The sequence below is a fragment of the Paenibacillus graminis genome, assembly GCF_000758705.1.
GTDB lineage: Bacteria > Bacillota > Bacilli > Paenibacillales > Paenibacillaceae > Paenibacillus_AQ > Paenibacillus_AQ graminis.
In genome coordinates this window covers 1,906,132-1,924,230 of sequence record NZ_CP009287.1, presented here as the reverse complement: position 1 = coordinate 1,924,230, position 18,099 = coordinate 1,906,132, and the positions used below count along the sequence as shown (strand labels likewise).

Below are 18,099 nucleotides of genomic sequence, written 5' to 3'. Positions count from 1 at the left end.
GGCATACGCTTTGCCGCTACTCTGTATCCTGGACACCTATAGTTTCAAAGACTTCAGCTAAACCGGCAAGATCCGGTTCCCTGAAGACGGAATAATGATCGCCGTTAACCTCCCGGAAGATGACGGGACGGTACAAAAATGCGTTCCAGCCGTTCTCTGCGACCCCGCCTGATTCTGACGCCTTGATTAAATACGCCTGTGCGAATACCTTTCGCACCGGATTGTAATGAACATAGGCATGCTGCAGGTCGATAAACAGGTTCACATAATGGTAGAAGTCATTTGTGCTGTGCTGCGCATACGCTGGAATGGCCCGCATAATGTCCATTGGGAGCAGAGCTTCCAGTGCCTCATAGCCAAGGCCGCTTGCTTCCATGTGCCGGGCAAGCTCCTTGTATATACCGTATAATGTCGTTTCATCCCTCAGCCCGGCAATCCATTCATAAGCAGGCAGTGCTTCCTCCAGCTGCCGCCTGAAGCTTTCCACTTCTGCTTCATCAGGCGTTTGCAGGTGCCGAAGCATCCCCGGGTGGGAGGAATCAATCAAGGCGAGCATGCTCACATCATCGCCTTCAGCTTCAATCTGTTTGGCGATCTCAAACGCCAGCAGGCCGCCCAAACTCCAGCCTGCCAGCGAGTAGGGACCGTCTTTCTGAATTTTTTTGATTCTGGCAAGATAGGTTCCGGCGAGTTCCTCCACAGTGGCGCCGTGCCGCCATTGACGGCCAGTGGTCTCCGCAGGAACACCGTAGCAGGTGTACTTATCGCCCAGACGGGCCGCAAGCCCGAAATAAGCGTCGATGCTTCCGCTGATATCGTGGATAAGAAAAAGAAAAGGAGCTTCCGGCGCTCCCTTATGAATCAAGATCAGGTCATGTTCACTTTTCGGCGGCGCTTGCGAAACTTCAGTTCGGATGTATGCTGCTAGTTCAGCAATCGTCTGTTTCATATAAACCTCGCTCACCGGAAGATCCACACCCATGTCTTGACGGATTCTGGCTGCAATCAGGATAATTTTCAGGGAATTGGCTCCAACCGAAAACAGATTGGTACGAACGCCAATCGCTGCAAGATGCAGCACATCCTGGCAGATTCCGGCCAGCTGCAGCTCGGCCTCATCTACAGGCAGATCATCCCCGGCCTGATGGACTCCAACCTCAGGCACCGGTAACAGCCTCCTGTCGGCTTTCCCACTGGAATTGAGCGGAATCTTGGGAACCCCCATAATATAATCCGGCACCATCAACCGCGGAAGCTTCTTGGCAAGATAGCTCCTCAACGCTTCGGAGTCCAGCCCGTGTCTAGGCACATAATAGAGGCAAAGAGCCTGATCGCCGGCGCTGATCTCCTTAACGGCTGCAACTGCTGCTTCAACCTCTTGGCATTGGAGCGCTATATTTTCAATTTCCCCCAGCTCGATGCGCACCCCGCTGATTTTCACCTGCCCGTCCATCCTGCCCAGGTACCCGATGTTTCCATCCGGCATCCAACGGGCCAAATCGCCTGTCCGGTACATTCGATTGCCTTTAACCCAAGGGTCCTGAACAAATTTGTCCGCTGTCAGACCGGCGCGGTTCACATAACCGCGTGCAACCCCAATTCCCGAAATAAGCAGTTCTCCGGGAACTCCGATGGGCTGCAGTTCATCCTCCCTGTCAACGATGTACAAGCGGATATTGGCAATGGGTTTCCCGATGGGAATGAGGTTACGGGACCCGCTTTCCCCGGAGGTTTCAGAGCAATCGAACCATGATACCTCCACAGTGGCTTCCGTCGGGCCGTATAGATTGATTAGCCTGGTTGCATTGGCCGAAAAGAGAGTCTGATTGAACAGGTTCACGGTGCCGGAAAGAAGCGTTTCTCCGCTGACGAACAGGTATCGCAGACTGGACAGCCGCTCCCCCTCCGATGCCGCACGCGGCACCATATAGGAAAGGAGGCCGTTCAGCAGGGAGGGGACAAAGTGTACCAGCGTGACCTGCTCACGGGCAATCGTTGTCAAGAGCATTTCCGGGTCCTTTTCCATATCCGGCGGCAAAAAACAAAGACTGGCTCCGTTATAATACCAGCCGAAAAGCTCCCAGACTGAAACATCAAAGGTATAGGGTGTCTTTTGGAGGATGCAATCCTCTTCGCCGATCGGAAACTGCCTGTGCATCCAGGCAATCCGGTTGACAACGGAACGGTGTTCGACCATGACGCCTTTGGGAGTGCCGGTAGAGCCGGATGTATAGATGATGTATGCCAGATCCCCAGGCCCGCTTCTCGGTTCCGGATTGGCATCGTCTCCCTGATAGAGCGACGGATCTTGGATATCCAGCATCAGACACTCCGGTTTCCAGCCTTCTATCGTTGCTGCCGCATCAACAAGCAGAACCCTGGCCTGACTGTCCTCCAATACAAAGGACACCCGGTCCAGCGGATAGTCCGTACCAATCGGCAGGTACGCTCCCCCTGCTTTCAGAATCGCCAAGAGGCCGACCATCATCTCAAGAGAACGCTCCAGCCGTATTCCGACAACTGAACCGGCACCCACACCATTATCCATAAGTACACGCGACAATTGGTTGGATCTATGGTTCAGTTCCTGGTATGTGAGCGAATGATCCTTATCCTTAACCGCAATGTTGTCTCCGGCTTTCTTAGCCTGCTGTTCAAAAATGGCTTGCAGGGTTTGCTCCGCCACAAGATCCGAGGCGGTATCGTTAAAAACATGCAAAATTTGGTGCCGCTCTTCGTGGGACAGCAGACTATAACGTCCAACCTTACCCTCCGGTTCTGACAGGACAGCATGCAGCAGTCCCATAAAGTGCTCTCCCATTCGCTCTATGGTGCCAGGATCAAACAACTCCAGATTGTATTCCGTGTTCAGACATGCTTCTCCAGTATCAAGCATATAGAAGCCGCAGGCGATATCCAGCGTATTCCGGGTCTCCACTACATCGTCTTCGCCAGAGATAAGGGATTCTAATATCGATTCCAGCTCCGTATGAAAGTTTAATGAGACACGATACAGCGGATGCTCTGCCCTGGAGACCCCTTTTTGACGGCAAATCTCTTCCTCAATTTCATTGACATCGCATTCCTGATGCTCAAGTACAGCAATGAACTGTTTCTTTACCTGCTGCAGATATCCGGAAAAGGTCTGATCCGCAGCCGCCTGAAACCGGATGGGTACCGGACGGATAAACACACCAATGCTATTCTCTAATCCGCTGTACCTGCGCGAGGAGAGTATGCCGAGCGAAATATCGGACTGTGCCGTATATTTGGAAAGAAACAACCCATACACAGCTGTTAAAAAAATACTCGGAGTGGCCTGGTAACGGGTGGCTGTATTATTGACTTGTTCAATAAGCTCACGCTTCAGACGGATATTCCGGACTCCGTAGGCCGATATCAAACGATTGGAGCGCGGGCGGTCAAGCGGTAAATTCAATTGCGGATGTTCGCCGGCAAACATATCCAGCCAGAAAGCCCGCCTGCTCTCATACTCTCCGGTCGCTTCCAGTTCTTTTTGCCATACGCAATAATCAGCATATTGCAGATGGAGAGGCGGCAGCAGCCTTCCCTGCCGGATACATTCCAATTCCTGATACACCAGCTTAATGGAATACGCATCGAAGATAATATGATGGAAATGGATCAGCAGCAGACAGCCCTGGCGGGGTACCCGAATAAGCCCAATGCGAAAAAGAGGAAGCTCCTGGAGCGAATATGGTTGGTTGAGTTCCCCCACACAATTCCGGATAAATGCCTCTTGCAGTTCTTTCTCCTGAGGCGCTTCCCAGACTTTGATCCGGAACCATTCGGATTCGTCATGCACAATTTGCACGACTTCCTCATCTTTGATCTCGAATGTAGTCCGCAGCAATCGATGCCGCTTAATGATAGTGTAGACGGCCTGCTCCAGATCGTCCGGGTCAATGTCATAATCCAGTTTCCGCATATCCATGACGTACTGCTCTATCCCGCTGACCGCGGAGAAATACATGTTTTTTTGTGTCCAGGAGACCGGGTAATGAGCTCTTTCCGGGGCAGGTTTAATGACTGAGCGCTTGTCTTCCTCTGAGCTGCAAATATAGTCGGCAAGCTCCCTGATCGTCAGGTTTCCAAAAATATTCTCCAAGGAGATTTCGGTATCGAACTCGATTCCAATTCTGACCTCAAGCTCTAAAGCTTTTAATGAATGACCGCCCACTTCAAAAAAATGATCGTTTATTCCAACCTCATCGATTTGAAGAACTTCTCTCCAAACCGCTTTGAGCTTTTCTTCGATTTCATCCCTATGGGTCTGGATCGTTCGATGCATAGTCAGAATTCCTCCTTCAGACCTTTTAAATTCTCGCTTCCACACCGGATTGAATTTCACGAATGGTCTGCGCAATTCCTCTGGTCGTCTCCTCATCGCCAAGCAAGGCGCGATGATGAATCCAAATGACTTCTTCCGCCACCTTCCGGGAAGCCGGGCAATTCAGTTGATTCGGGAAAGAATAGCTGCCGTCCAGGTTAGCTGCAAACTCTTTGAATATAGGCGTATCATGAATTTGGGTATAGGCAATGTATGCAGGAATTCCTTGCTCATTGAGCATCTCAACAAACCGTTCTCTGCTGATCCCGCCAAATTTCCCCGGATTGTAATAGAACATGTACATGTAGTATGTATGAAGCGTACATGCTTCCAGGCGGCCCTGCGGAACGATCCCCTCGATGTTCTGGATCTCCTCATTTAGAATCTTCGCATTGCGCTCACGCCGTTGGTTTTGTTCAGCGAGACGTCCTGCCTGCGGAAGCAGGACTGCCGCCTGGAATTCGGATAGACGGTAATTGGTTCCTTCGACGAGATGCTGATATTTCTTGTCGCCGAAAGGCCGGCCCACATTGTGATATAGAAATGCCAGATCATACAGCTCCTGTGAATTGGTAACAAGCGCCCCTCCTTCCCCGGCTGTCATGAGCTTAAATTGCTGGAAGCTGAAGACCCCTGCATCCCCTATGCTGCCGGCACGTTTGCCCTTCCATTCTCCGCCGTGCGCATGGCAAGCATCCTCCATGACAAACAGGTTGAATTCGCCGGCAATTTCCATCAGTCGATCCATATCACACAGATGGCCGGCCATATGAACAGGAATGATGCCTACGGTTCTCTCGGTAACGGCTTCCCGCACCTTCTCCGGATCAAGGCAAAATGTACCGGGATCAATATCTACCGGAACAGGAATGGCTCCAAGACTCATCACCGGCAACGCTGTTGAGATAAACGTAAATGCAGGAACAATGACTTCGTCGCCTTCCTTTACCTTGAAGCTCTTAAGAAGAAGGTCGATTGCGTTGGTACCGTTTGTCACGCCCAGTGCATATTTGGCATTATGCATTTCTGCAAATATCCGTTCAAACTCCTTCACCTTCGTCCCGGTCATGCGCCACCATTGGTTGCTGTACAGCGCTTCCAGCAGTTCCTTTTCTTCACTCTCGGTAGCCATTGGCCAGTTGGGGAATCGGTTTGTCATGTTACTCATTGTGAACACCTTCCATTTCTTTGTTTTTTTATGGATACTTGTTGCAGACCATATGCAAGGCCGCCCCAAAGCGCAGCATCGTCTCCGAGGACAGACAGTGATACCTGTACGTTTTTTTGCGGCAAGGTTCCCAGGATAAGCTGGATGGTCTTCTCCAAGGAACGGTATACTTCAGGAAATCTGCTCACCATTCCGCCGCCTATGACCACCGATACCGGGTCGAATAAGCGGACGGCATTCGCAATTCCGATGGCAAGCAGTCTGAGCGAATTGTGAATGATGATCCGGGCTGCTTCATTTCCATGAGCAGACAACCGGAACACATCGCCTGCTGTCGTAACAGGCAAGCCTGCGGCCATCGCCATACGCTCAATGGCTCTTCCGGACGCGTACAATTGCAAGCAGCCGAATCCGCCGCAAGGGCAGCGCTCCCCATTCGGGTCCACCGTAATATGGCCCAGTTCACCGCTGGCTCCTCTTGCCCCTTTATATACGTCCCCCTGCAAAACCAGGGCGCTGCCGATCCCGGTTCCCACTACTACATACAGCAGAGGATTCACGGGATAGGTTAATCCGAAGCGGTATTCGCCCATAGCCGCCAAATTGGCATCATCAAACAGAATAAGGGGCTTGCCTGTTGCGCTTGTGAATGCCTCACGAAAAGGAAAACCGTTCCAAGCGGGGCGGTTCGGCCAAGTGATGATTGTTCCGGAAGCATCGTGCAGTCCTGCAAGACCAGCCGCCACGGTATGAATGGCCCCTTCCCGATTCTGCTCCCAGCTGGCGATGACACTGGCAATCTGCGCGACCGCTTCGAGCGGTTCCGTCTCAGCGCCCAGTTCAATTTTGACGGAATCCTCCAATGTCATGTTGCCGCTGTCGAAGATTGCCAACCTTGCTGCCGAGCCTCCCATATCGATTGAGACCAGAGCTTCTGTCATGTGGCAACAAGCCCTTTATGTGCAGATTGATAGAGGAGCTGAATCAGACGAATGACTCTTTCCCCATCCTCTGCGGTAATGCCGGGCTGCTTCGTCTCCCGGATGCAGTCCACGAAATGATGCGCTTGCCGCCGGAAATCAATGAGCACATCACTTTTCGGCGGGAACTTGAACCACACTGATGTTTGGCCCGCCGGGGTGAACTGCAAGGAAGGCTGTTTGTATAAGCCCTGATTGCTGAAGCCGAACAGGGTGCGGAGGATCACGCTGCCCCTGCTGCCTTTCAGATGGATCTCCACCAAATCGCCCTCCACATCATCCTGCCAGCTCACATGAATCCGGCCCAGCATTCCATTGGCAAATTGAATCATCCCTATAGCCGTATCTTCAACCTCAACCGTGTCCGATTCGACACTGCCGAGCCAGTTGGAATAATCCCCCTGTGCAACCGGCCGGGAGTGGAGGCCAGCCAGACAAGCAACAGGCTCTGGGGCATCCGTCAGAAAAAGCATCTGGTCAATCATGTGGCTTCCAAGGTCAATAAGCACACCTCCTCCAGACATCTTTTGCTGTGTAAACCAGCTTCCGGGGCGGGGAATCCCCTTCTTTCTGCGCCAAATGACCTCACATACCTGCACATCTCCAATGTGGCCCGATGTGATTCTGGAGCGCAACTCGCGGATATCGTCCCGGTAACGGTTCACGAAACCCATTAACAGTACAGCCCCCGAAGCCTCGGCGATTCTCCGCAATGAGGCTGCTTCTTCCGCGGTTGTTGTCATCGGCTTCTCACACAGGACATGGATTCCTTGCTGCAGAAAGTGCTTGGCTAGTTCGTAATGCGTGTGATTGGGTGTGCATACAAGGACAGCATCTAATGGAATCTGACTGACTTCAGAAAGGCTCGTGCACGCCTTGGCACCGGCTTGTTCAGCCAGGCGGGCAGCCCGGGACGCGTCTGTATCATACACAGCTCCAAAGGATACGCCCTCCATCGGTAAAAAGCTGGGGAGATGACCATGCTCGGCCACCCAGCCTGCTCCGATTATTCCAAGGGAAACCTCTTTTGTATTGGACAATGAATCTCATCCTCTCATGTTTGGGACAAATGTCATTTGTTCGGATTGCCCGGTTAGCCCAAGACTGTCCTGGTCCTGTCTATTAAGTCTCTTTCCTTTTCGTACAGTTTGGCGAGCAGCCGCTTCAATGCGTCCAGTTCACCCTGGGCCATCCAGTTCAAATCCTTCATATATTTGAGTTTGTAATAATATTTAATCAAGGTGTTTCCATATAAATTCCAATCATTGCAGAGCTTTTTGTATTCGTCCGTCAGACTTTGGAAGTGCCGTTCCTCAAGCCCGTTCCTCCGATGAAGAAGGAACGGCAATTGAATCGTTGACTTGCGGTAATAGTATGGATTCTTGATTGCCAGCGCTCTATGTTCGAAATCATCTCTTAAGATTGCCAGCAATCTTTGTTCCAGCATCTCCGCAAAATGCCCGATCACAGGCAGACCATAAGATACCGTTACTCCAGTATCGGCTGAAGATATGGCGTGATCTATAAACGGGCTTTGCTCCTCCTTCAAGAGAAATTCCAGGTTACCGCGCATCTGATCCTTCGTATAGCTGGAAAAAAACTGCTGCTCTTGATCCTTGCTGCGAACCAATACGATATAATAGCTGTCGGCCCCGGACCCGGCAGCAGCGATTGCCTCGTCAAAACGATCATAAGGGAGCATGTAACTTTCCATTTTACTTGGCTGTATGCAATCTTCCATCAACAAGTAGGCGCTCGCACCGTCATTGTAGCCATATATGAAAGCGGGGTGCTTCAGATGATTTTTGCCTGCGTCAACGCCGGAAGGATAATAGAAACGGTCCACATCGACAAAGATATAAAAGCCTCTGTGCAGGCAGTCCTTGATGATTTGATGAACAGGATCATTTTTGTCAGCTGTCAGGGTTTCATAGTCCAGGTAGGGAGAGAAATCGAGCGTTCTCACCATATCAAGAAGCGGTGTGACAATATTGCTGCTGCCGGGAGGAAACTCTATGCTCTCATTGCAGTTACCATAGGAGAACAACCGGTACCTTGCGTTCGCGAGACAGGGTAAATATTCGAAATTTCTGTCATTCACCATCAAAATGGAGATTGCATTGTTGCACACACAATCTATCCATGTTCCGTTAAAAGGCTCCGCTTGGAGTGAAAACTCTTTCACATGGTCACCTCCCCGATTGACTCTACAGCTTGGTTTATACTGCCCCGCTGATCTCGCCGATCAACACCTCTGCTTCTTCCGCCGTGATGATTCCGTTCTCCAAATCGCCCATAACCTGTTCGATGGTCATCTCCCGTTTTTGCGGAACGGTTCTCTTGCGTTCCAGATAGTCAGCCATGTCGTGAACCGTAGGGAAGGAAAAGACATCCGAGATGGCAAAAAGACCAGGGAAGACCGCATCAAGTTCCTTATGAAGCCTCACCGCGAGCAAGGAGTTCCAGCCCAGGTCCTCAAAATTGGCGAAAATGCTCAACTCCTGAACGTCCAGCACTTTTGCCAGGATTTGCGCGATTTCTTTATGGCTCCGGGTCATTTGGAGTTGATTCGCGTCCTTAATAACGAGTTCTGCCCGATCGGGCGTCCCGTCCAGCTTCTGCGTCTTGTGCAGTGATCTCCTGAGCTGCTTGTTCAAGCTCTCCGACAGCACATAATCATTCATCAGGCTCTGCCCGATAGTATCCCGGGCAAGCCGGCGTTTCAATTGGCCCACGATAACCCGGCTCCGGCCAGACTGCAGCAGCTCGGCAAAGATTGCCGCCCCCTGCCGGGGCGTGAGGCTCTCAAACACGCTGTGGCGGTTATCGACCTCATAGGTTTTGGCCATCCCCACCTCCTGCCACAGCGGCCAGTTGACCGTGATCCCTTTCCTCCCTTGCGTTCTCATCCAGTCGGCGTACAGATCCAGATAGCTGTTCGCTGCCACATAGTCGCTCTGCCCGATTCCCCCGGTCACCGTGTTCATGCTGGAGAACATCATGAAGAAATCCAGGTTATCCTCCCGCGTAAGCTGATCCAGCACCCACGTTCCGGTTATCTTTGCCGACAGCACCTCCCGGATCTGCCCGGCGCTCTTGCGGACCAGCAGCCCTTCTCCGGCCACCCCCGCAGCGTGAACCACGCCGTGTATGCCGCCTGATCCGGCGCGTATCCGCTCCAGCACGCTTCGCATCGGCCCTTCCTCGGCGACATCTGCAGCATGAAGCTGCACCTCGGCTCCATTTCGTTCCATCTCTTGGATCGCCGCGATTTGCCGGACTCGCTGCTCCCCGGCTCCTGCTGCCACGATCTCTGCCCAGTGCTCCCGCGCCGGCAGCTCCCGGCGGCCAATGAGGTGTAGCTTGACCCGGCTCATCCGGCTCATCTGCTTCCCGATTTCCAGCCCCAGGCCGCCCGTCCCGCCGGTGATGACGTACACCCCGCCCTCCTGGAGGCCGGGATGCCCTTCATCCGGCTCAAGCGGTGCCTCCTTCAGCCGCTCCACGTAACGCTGCCCGTTCCGGTACGCCACCTGATAGGGCGCTTCCCGGAGGCTGAATTCGTTCACAATCCTGTCCGGAGGGGTGAGTCTGTCGACATCCACCAAGCGGATGTGCACTTGGGGGAATTCCTCCCGCGCCACCTTGCCAAGTCCAAGCAGGCATCCATGATGCGGATGAAGGCCTGCTTCCTCTCCCGTCACCTGATTCGCTTCGTCGCAGACGAGAATAAGCTTCAGGTCCCCGGAGGAACGCTGCACAAAGAGGCCGTCCAGCAGGGAATACAAACTGTAAAACCCCCGCTCCCCGGCCTCATCCAGATCCGCCTTTGTTTCAATCTCCCGTTCGCTGAGGCCCGCCAGATGAATAACGGTTCCCACCTTCCCGGCTTGCAGACGCTCCAGCCATGGCTGATAATCCTCCCGGCTGTGCCATTCCCCGCCGGAAATCTCTATCACCTGTCCATACTGTGAACGAATCTGCTCCAGGAGCCGGTCCGCAATCTCCCCCTCCCCGGTGAAGACCGCGACCGTTTCCCGGGAAATTTCCCGGTCAACATCGGGGAAGGCTGTACCGTCCTGTACCATCCAGTCCTTGGCGTAATACATCCCTGCCGATTTCCAGGCTTGTACTTGCTTGATCGTATACCCCTCAATCTCGGCAAGCACCTCCCCTGCCGGATTCAGGATGTCAATATCGAAGGTTGCCGTCTGATGCCCCTGCCCCGAGTCCTTCCTTCTCACCACGCTGTAAATGTCCGCGGGAATCCGGCCATAGACCCGGATTTCCTGATAATAAAAAGGCAAATACAACTGGTCGTCGATGCTGCGGATGGCGATATTGACCGCATTGTCAAGCATCGCCGGATGATAATGGTATTCGGCGGCTTCTTCCCGGTACGCATCGCTGAGTCCGACATGAACCAGGCATTCCTCTTCCCCCACCCGCAGCTCCTTGATATTGTTCCATCTCGCCCCGGTGGTAATATAACCTCCGCTGGTTTCGACGCCCGTTATCTTCGGATGGGTGTGGAAGGCTTCCAGCAGTGCAGGGAGGTCGTACGTCTTGCGCTCCCGCGAAGGAGGGCATAGTTTGCCTTCCGCGTGCCTGCGCCAGGTACCGTCTGTCTGATCCTTGCTCTCAATAGTAAACCCGCTGTCGCCCTTGCCGTTGCTCACGACGATCTGCAGAGCATGAGTGTCCCCATCTTCCTGCACGGAGAACGGCTGCAGAAAAGCGAGCTGCTTGATGACAGACCGCCCGCCCTGCTGCCTCCCGATCTCCAGCAGCAGCTCGATGTACGCCGTACCCGGCAGCACATACTCCCTGCCGATCTGGTGTTCATGCAGCACCCAGTCCGCTGCTGCTGAGAATGTTGCGGTATATACCACCTGCCCGGAAGTTTCGCAGACATTTCCCCGAAGCAGCGGATGCCCTGACGCCTGATGCAGATGCATATGCTGCGGATGCCCTTGACCGCGTTTCTCTGCCCAGCACCGAATGCGGCGGAACGGGTAGACCGGCAGGTTCAACCGCTGGCAGGGTAACCCTTGATACATCCGTTTCCAATCAACGGTTGCCCCTGAGACATATAGCTCACCTATGGAACGGTAGAGAGCCGGACCCTCCTGTGGAGAGTCCAGTGTTTGCAGCAACCGGGCGGCCTGAAGCGTTAAGGATTGCTTTTCCCGTTCTGTCAGCCTTACCTTATCAAGCTGATCCGGCGCTCCCCCGCCGTGCGCCGCCATCTCATGGCTGCGGCAGAAGACCCCCTCACCGGAAGCGAGACCGTGTTTCTGCAGGTGCTCCAGCTTCTGAAGCAGATCCGCGTATCCGGTGAAGAGGATGACCAGACGATGGTTATAATGCCCCCGTCCCGTACTGGCTGTATAACACAGGTCTTGCAAGCCGATCCCGGCATGACGGGAGATATAACCGGTGTAATCCTCCACCAGCCTTAAGAGAACCTGATCGTCTTTTGCAGATAACGGAAGCACATACAGCGGCGCTTGCTCCCGCTCATCTGTCAGCTTCTGAAGGTCCGGCGCTTCCTGCACGATCATATGGCAGTTGGTCCCGCTGAACCCAAACGAACTGATTCCGGCCACCCGGGGCGTGTCCGTCGTTGTCCAATCTTGAAGCCGGTCATTCACATAAACGGGGGATGCAAAAAAATCGATAAAAGGATTCACCGCCAGAAAATTAAGACTGGCCGGCATCTTCTGATGATGAAAGGCCAGCATTACTTTCAGCAAGGAAGCCAGACCCGAAGCGCCTACCGTATGTCCGATGTTGGTTTTTACAGTGCCAATCGCACAAAACTGCTTTTTCTGGGTGTAACGTGAAAAGGCCTTGGTAAGGCCATCAATCTCGATGGAATCTCCCAACTGGGTTCCAGTGCCATGCGCCTCCACATAAGAGATCGTCTGCGGATCGATTCCGGCCTCTTGCCAGGCCTGGCAAATGACCTCTTCCTGTGCACGGGCATTGGGGGCTGTGATGCCGTCTGACGTTCCATCGTTGTTCACGGCACTCCCCTTAATAATCCCGTAGATAGGGTCCCGGTCCCGGATGGCTTGCTGCAGCGGTTTGAGGATGACGGCCCCCACGCCTTCGCCCCAAACCGTGCCGTTCGCCTGCTTATCGAAGGTTCGGATGAGAGAATCCTGCGATTCGACAAGATCAAGCATCGGATTTTTTACCGGGCTGTAATTGATGTGAATACCCCCGGCAATTGCCAGATTGCACACACCCGACTGAATGGACCGGCAGGCCTCATGCACGGCTACCAAGCCGGAGGAGCAAGAGGTATCGATTACAAGACTGGGGCCTTTCAGATTCAGCCCATAGGAAATCCGGCTTGACAGAATGGCCGACCATGTGCCGGATAACAGCAAGGGGTCCTGTTCGGCAGCATTGTCTCTGTACCATTGGCCCCAGGTGTGGTCCGTACCGATATATACGCCGGTATTCGTCCCGCTTAACTCCTTGTAATCATAGCCTGCATCCTCTATGGCCTGATAAGAGGCTTCCAGCATCAATCGCTGCAGAGGGTCCATGAATTTAGCTTCGGCAGGAGCGATTTGAAAAAAAGAAGGATCGAATTGATCGATCCGTTCCAGATATCCGCCTTTAAAAAACAATTGATTTACCTCTATTTCGTCCAACAGGCCTTCACCGATGCAGTCGCGAACCCGTGAATCGGGAAAATCAGTGATCCCGTTCTTTTGATGCTGGAGACATTCCCAGAATTGTCCCAGATCCTCCCCTCCCGGAAATCTGCCCGCCATGCCGATAATAGCGATTTCCTTTTCCTTCACCAGTTCTTCATGCTTCTGTTGATGCTCCAACAATAGGGCAGCATCGTTTGGGGTCAGCTTTTGGGAGGCTACCAGTTCAAAAATCAGTTTTTCTGCCGCAGTCATGACACGCCTCCCGGTTTCGTTTTGTACGTTTCAAGGGCTTCGTTCATTGAAATCTCCTGGTTCGCTAATCGCTGCAATAATGCCAGAGTCGATGATTCAGGTTCCATCGCAGGCGTTCCACTCTGCCGTTGCTGCTGTATACCCAGATAATCCGCCATTTCCGCAATGGTTGCATAAGTGAAAACATCCGAGATATTTACGATCTTGCCATATCTCGCTTCCAGCCGTCTGAATAAATCAACGGCAAGAATGGAGTTGCCGCCCATACTGTTGAATTTGGCAGACAAGCTAATTTCATCGACCCCAAGCACCTGCCCCCAGATGTTGGCGACTTCTCTTTCGGTGTTGGTCAGATCCGCTTCATCCTTGTCAAGAATGCGTACAGGAGAATAGTCCGAAACCGGCCGCTCTGTTTCCTCACGTTGCTGCTCCATACGGGTGCGGAAGGCGCCCGCCAATGTATCCGACAGCACATAATCATTCATCAGGCTCTGCCCGATAGTATCCCGGGCAAGCCGGCGTTTCAGTTGGCCCACGATAACCCGGCTCCGGCCAGACTGCAGCAGCTCGGCAAAGATTGCCGCCCCCTGCCGGGGCGTGAGGCTCTCAAACACGCTGTGGCGGTTATCGACCTCATAGGTTTTGGCCATCCCCACCTCCTGCCACAGCGGCCAGTTGACCGTGATCCCTTTCCTCCCTTGCGTTCTCATCCAGTCGGCGTACAGATCCAGATAGCTGTTCGCTGCCACATAGTCGCTCTGCCCGATTCCCCCGGTCACCGTGTTCATGCTGGAGAACATCATGAAGAAATCCAGGTTATCCTCCCGCGTAAGCTGATCCAGCACCCACGTTCCGGTTACCTTTGCCGACAGCACCTCCCGGATCTGCCCGGCGCTCTTGCGGACCAGCAGCCCTTCTCCGGCCACCCCCGCAGCGTGAACCACGCCGTGTATGCCGCCTGATCCGGCGCGTATCCGCTCCAGCACGCTTCGCATCGGCCCTTCCTCGGCGACATCTGCAGCATGAAGCTGCACCTCGGCTCCATTTCGTTCCATCTCTTGAATCGCCGCGATTTGCCGGATTTGCTGCTCCCCGGCTCCTGCCGCCACGATCTCTGCCCAGAGCTCCCGCGCCGGCAGCTCCCGGCGGCCAATGAGGTGTAGCTTGACCCGGCTCATCCGGCTCATCTGCTTCCCGATTTCCAGCCCCAGGCCGCCCGTCCCGCCGGTGATGACGTACACCCCGCCCTCCTGGAGGCCGGGATGCCCTTCATCCGGCTCAAGCGGTGCCTCCTTCAGCCGCTCCACGTAACGCTGCCCGTTCCGGTACGCCACCTGATAGGGCGCTTCCCGGAGGCTGAATTCGTTCACAATCCTGTCCGGAGGGGTGAGTCTGTCGACATCCACCAAGCGGATGTGCACTTGGGGGAATTCCTCCCGCGCCACCTTGCCAAGTCCAAGCAGGCATCCATGATGCGGATGAAGGCCTGCTTCCTCTCCCGTCACCTGATTCGCTTCGTCGCAGACGAGAATAAGCTTCAGGTCCCCGGAGGAACGCTGCACAAAGAGGCCGTCCAGCAGGGAATACAAACTGTAAAACCCCCGCTCCCCGGCCTCATCCAGATCCGCCTTTGTTTCAATCTCCCGTTCGCTGAGGCCCGCCAGATGAATAACGGTTCCCACCTTCCCGGCTTGCAGACGCTCCAGCCATGGCTGATAACCCTCCCGACTGTGCCATTCCCCGCCGGAAATCTCTATCACCTGTCCATACTGTGAACGAATCTGCTCCAGGAGCCGGTCCGCAATCTCCCCCTCCCCGGTGAAGACCGCGACCGTTTCCCGGGAAATTTCCCGGTCAACATCGGGGAAGGCTGTACCGTCCTGTACTATCCAGTCCTTGGCGTAATACATCCCTGCCGATTTCCAGGCTTGTACTTGCTTGATCGTATACCCCTCAATCTCGGCAAGCACCTCCCCTGCCGGATTCAGAATGTCAATATCGAAGGTTGCCGTCTGATGCCCCTGCCCCGAGTCCTGCCTTCTCACCACGCTGTAAATGTCCGCGGGAATCCGGCCATAGACCCGGATTTCCTGATAATAAAAAGGCAAATACAACTGGTCGTCGATGCTGCGGATGGCGATATTGACCGCATTGTCAAGCATCGCCGGATGATAATGGTATTCAGCGGCTTCTTCCTGGTACGCATCGCTGAGTCCGACATGAACCAGGCATTCCTCTTCCCCCACCCGCAGCTCCTTGATATTGTTCCATCTCGCTCCGGTGGTAATATAACCTCCGCTGGTTTCGACGCCCGTTATCTTCGGATGGGTGTGGAAGGCTTCCAGCAGTGCAGGGAGGTCGTACGTCTTGCGCTCCCGCGAAGGAGGGCATAGTTTGCCTTCCGCGTGCCTGCGCCAGGTACCGTCTGTCTGATCCTTGCTCTCAATAGTAAACTGGCTGTCGCCGCTCCCTTTTTTCAGGGTGATCTGGAGCGCTTGCGTCTCCCCCTCCTGCACGGAGAACGGCTGCAGAAAAGCGAGCTGCTTGATGACAGACCGCCCGCCCTGCTGCCTCCCGATCTCCAGCAGCAGCTCGATGTATGCCGTACCCGGCAGTACATATTCACTCCCCACCTTGTGCTCATTCAGCACCCAAGCTTCCTCGGCCGACATACGAACTGCGTAAGTGGCTTGATCCGGTGTTTCCCCGGCAACGTCCGCAAGCAAAGGATGGACCTCCCTGCCCGAAGTGGAGCGTTTGGGTTCAACCTGTGCTTCCGGTTTAATCCAGCAGCGCGTTTTCAGAAAAGGATAGACCGGCAGGCTCAGACGATTACAAGCCCTGCCCCTGTACATCTCCTCCCAATCGATTGCCGCTCCGGAGATGTACAGATCCGCTATCCTGCGATAGGAGTCCATCACTTTCTCCGGGTGCCGCGCCATCTCCTTCAAGTGTTGGGCTGCCTGGAACGCCAGTGCCTGCTTCTCCCGTTCTGTCAGGGACGCCAAACGGTGTTGCTCTATATGCTCCAGTTGGTTAAGCAGATCTTTGTACCCTGTGAAGATAACCGCCAACCGGTGGTTGTAATGCCCGCGCCCCGTACTGGCTGTATAACAGAGATCTTCCAGATCAATCTGGCATTCTCCATATAAATAGTTGATATACTCTGCAGCCATTTCCCGCAGTGTTCCTTCGTCCTTAGCCGACAGCGGGAGCAAATACACCGTCTCTCCGTGATGCTGCTTCTGCTGCGCCGGCGGCGCTTCCTCCAATACCATATGACAGTTGGTTCCGCTTAGTCCAAACGAGCTGATACCGGCAAGCCGCGGCGCTCCCGAGGCCGTCCATTCCTGAAGCTGATCGTTTACGTATACAGCCGACTCGCTGAAATTAATCGTTTGGTTCGGTTTCATGAAATGAAGAGACGGAAAAATCTTTTTGCTCTTAAGTGAATAGATCACCTTTACTAACCCGGCAATCCCAGCGGCATGGTCCAGATGGCCAATGTTGGTTTTCAACGATCCAATCGCACAAAACTGCTTTTTCTTGGTATAACGGGAAAAGGCCCGGTTGATGCCTTCGATTTCGATGGGATCACCTAGTCTGGTCCCCGTGCCATGTGCTTCGATATACGAGAGCTCTTCGGGATTGATCCCCGCCTCTTCCCACGCCCGGCAGAGCACTTCTTCCTGCGCTTGCGAATCGGGGGCCGTGATGCCAATGGAATTGCCGTCCTGATTGATCGCGCTGCCTTTGATAATGGCATGGATATGATCCCTGTCCTGCAAAGCTTTTTTCAAAGGCTTCAACAGAACGGCGCCGGCTCCTTCACCCTTTCCGGTTCCGTTTGAGCTGTCATCGAAGGTTTTGGTTTTCTCATCGGATGACTCAATGCCGATTTTCAAATGGGCATGGCTCTTTAACGGGAAGAGCTGCAGCTTGATCCCGCCCGCCAATGCCAAATCGCAGGAGCCTTCGATGAGTTGTTTGCATGCAAAGTGAATAGCGACGAGCGACGACGAACAAGCCGTATCCAACACAACCGCCGGCCCCTTCAAATCCAGGTAGTGGGAAATCCGGCTGGCAATGACTGATTTGATATTCCCGGGAATGGCTACGCCCATAGCTTCCGGCATGAGCATCTGAATGCCTTTTTTATACTCCTCGCCAAAATCCGAGCTGTAGCCAATAAATACGCCTGTCCTGCTGCCCGTTAATTGGGTTCCCCCATAACCGGATTCCTCAATGGCTTCCCAGGCAAGCTGTAAAAACAGGCGTTGATTCGGGTCCATGAGGCTTGCTTCTCTGGGAGAAATATTAAAAAAGGCATAATCAAACGGATCGATCTCGGATAGATATCCGGCCTTGTCATACTGTGCGCGATTCTTCTCTACCTGAAACAAGGGAAGAAACAGGCCAGCCTGTTCCTTCCTGCTGGCAGGGAGCTCCTGAATGCAGTCCACACCCAGGGTGAGAAGCTTTTCTACTTCCGATGTACTGCCGGTATTGCTGAAGCGGGAAGCAACCCCGATGACCGCAATGTCAGTATCCGCCTCTTTCCCATGATCCTGCCGGAGGTAATGAATCAGGTGCGCGGCAATGTTTTTATCCAAATGTCCGGAACCGACCTCTTGTAATATATAAGAATAGATCTCGTCCTTTTTTTCCACGACC

At 53.7% G+C, this 18,099-nt stretch carries 7 protein-coding genes; all 7 read right to left on the bottom strand.

Annotated features, from left to right (window positions below):
• Positions 1-16: 16 nt before the first annotated feature.
• Genes PGRAT_RS07870 through PGRAT_RS07840 form a run of 7 tightly spaced genes read right to left on the bottom strand, consistent with a single transcriptional unit; the run spans position 17 to position 18,095 of the window.
• Entirely contained in the window at positions 17-4,312 is a 4,296-nt protein-coding gene (locus PGRAT_RS07870; protein WP_025706093.1) for a non-ribosomal peptide synthetase, read from the bottom strand.
• Between the two features lie 25 nt (positions 4,313-4,337).
• Entirely contained in the window at positions 4,338-5,519 is a 1,182-nt protein-coding gene (locus PGRAT_RS07865; protein WP_025706092.1) for a DegT/DnrJ/EryC1/StrS family aminotransferase, read from the bottom strand.
• Complete coding sequence (locus PGRAT_RS31520; RefSeq protein ID WP_052415701.1) at positions 5,516-6,460, bottom strand: ROK family protein; 945 nt, start codon at positions 6,458-6,460, stop codon at positions 5,516-5,518. Before PGRAT_RS31520 ends, PGRAT_RS07865 begins: the two co-directional genes overlap by 4 nt.
• Positions 6,457-7,539 (bottom strand): Gfo/Idh/MocA family protein, encoded by a 1,083-nt coding sequence (locus tag PGRAT_RS07855; RefSeq protein ID WP_025706090.1) that lies wholly within the window; start codon positions 7,537-7,539, stop codon positions 6,457-6,459. Before PGRAT_RS07855 ends, PGRAT_RS31520 begins: the two co-directional genes overlap by 4 nt.
• Before the next feature lie 53 nt (positions 7,540-7,592).
• The gene (locus PGRAT_RS07850; RefSeq protein ID WP_025706089.1) at positions 7,593-8,684 is read right to left on the bottom strand and encodes a hypothetical protein; all 1,092 of its coding nucleotides are present in this window, start codon (positions 8,682-8,684) and stop codon (positions 7,593-7,595) included.
• Positions 8,685-8,718: 34 nt separating this feature from the next.
• Positions 8,719-13,425, bottom strand: a complete 4,707-nt coding sequence (locus PGRAT_RS07845; protein WP_042266341.1) for a type I polyketide synthase — start codon at positions 13,423-13,425, stop codon at positions 8,719-8,721.
• Entirely contained in the window at positions 13,422-18,095 is a 4,674-nt protein-coding gene (locus PGRAT_RS07840) for a type I polyketide synthase (RefSeq protein ID WP_052415700.1), read from the bottom strand. Before PGRAT_RS07840 ends, PGRAT_RS07845 begins: the two co-directional genes overlap by 4 nt.
• Positions 18,096-18,099: the final 4 nt, after the last annotated feature.

Excerpts from the sequence above, each read along its gene's own strand:
- PGRAT_RS07870 (WP_025706093.1), bottom strand. The coding sequence starts at position 4,312 with ATGCATCGAACGATCCAGACCCATAGGGATGAAATCGAAGAAAAGCTC.
- PGRAT_RS07865 (WP_025706092.1), bottom strand. The coding sequence starts at position 5,519 with ATGAGTAACATGACAAACCGATTCCCCAACTGGCCAATGGCTACCGAG.
- PGRAT_RS31520 (WP_052415701.1), bottom strand. The coding sequence starts at position 6,460 with ATGACAGAAGCTCTGGTCTCAATCGATATGGGAGGCTCGGCAGCAAGG.
- PGRAT_RS07845 (WP_042266341.1), bottom strand. The coding sequence starts at position 13,425 with ATGACTGCGGCAGAAAAACTGATTTTTGAACTGGTAGCCTCCCAAAAG.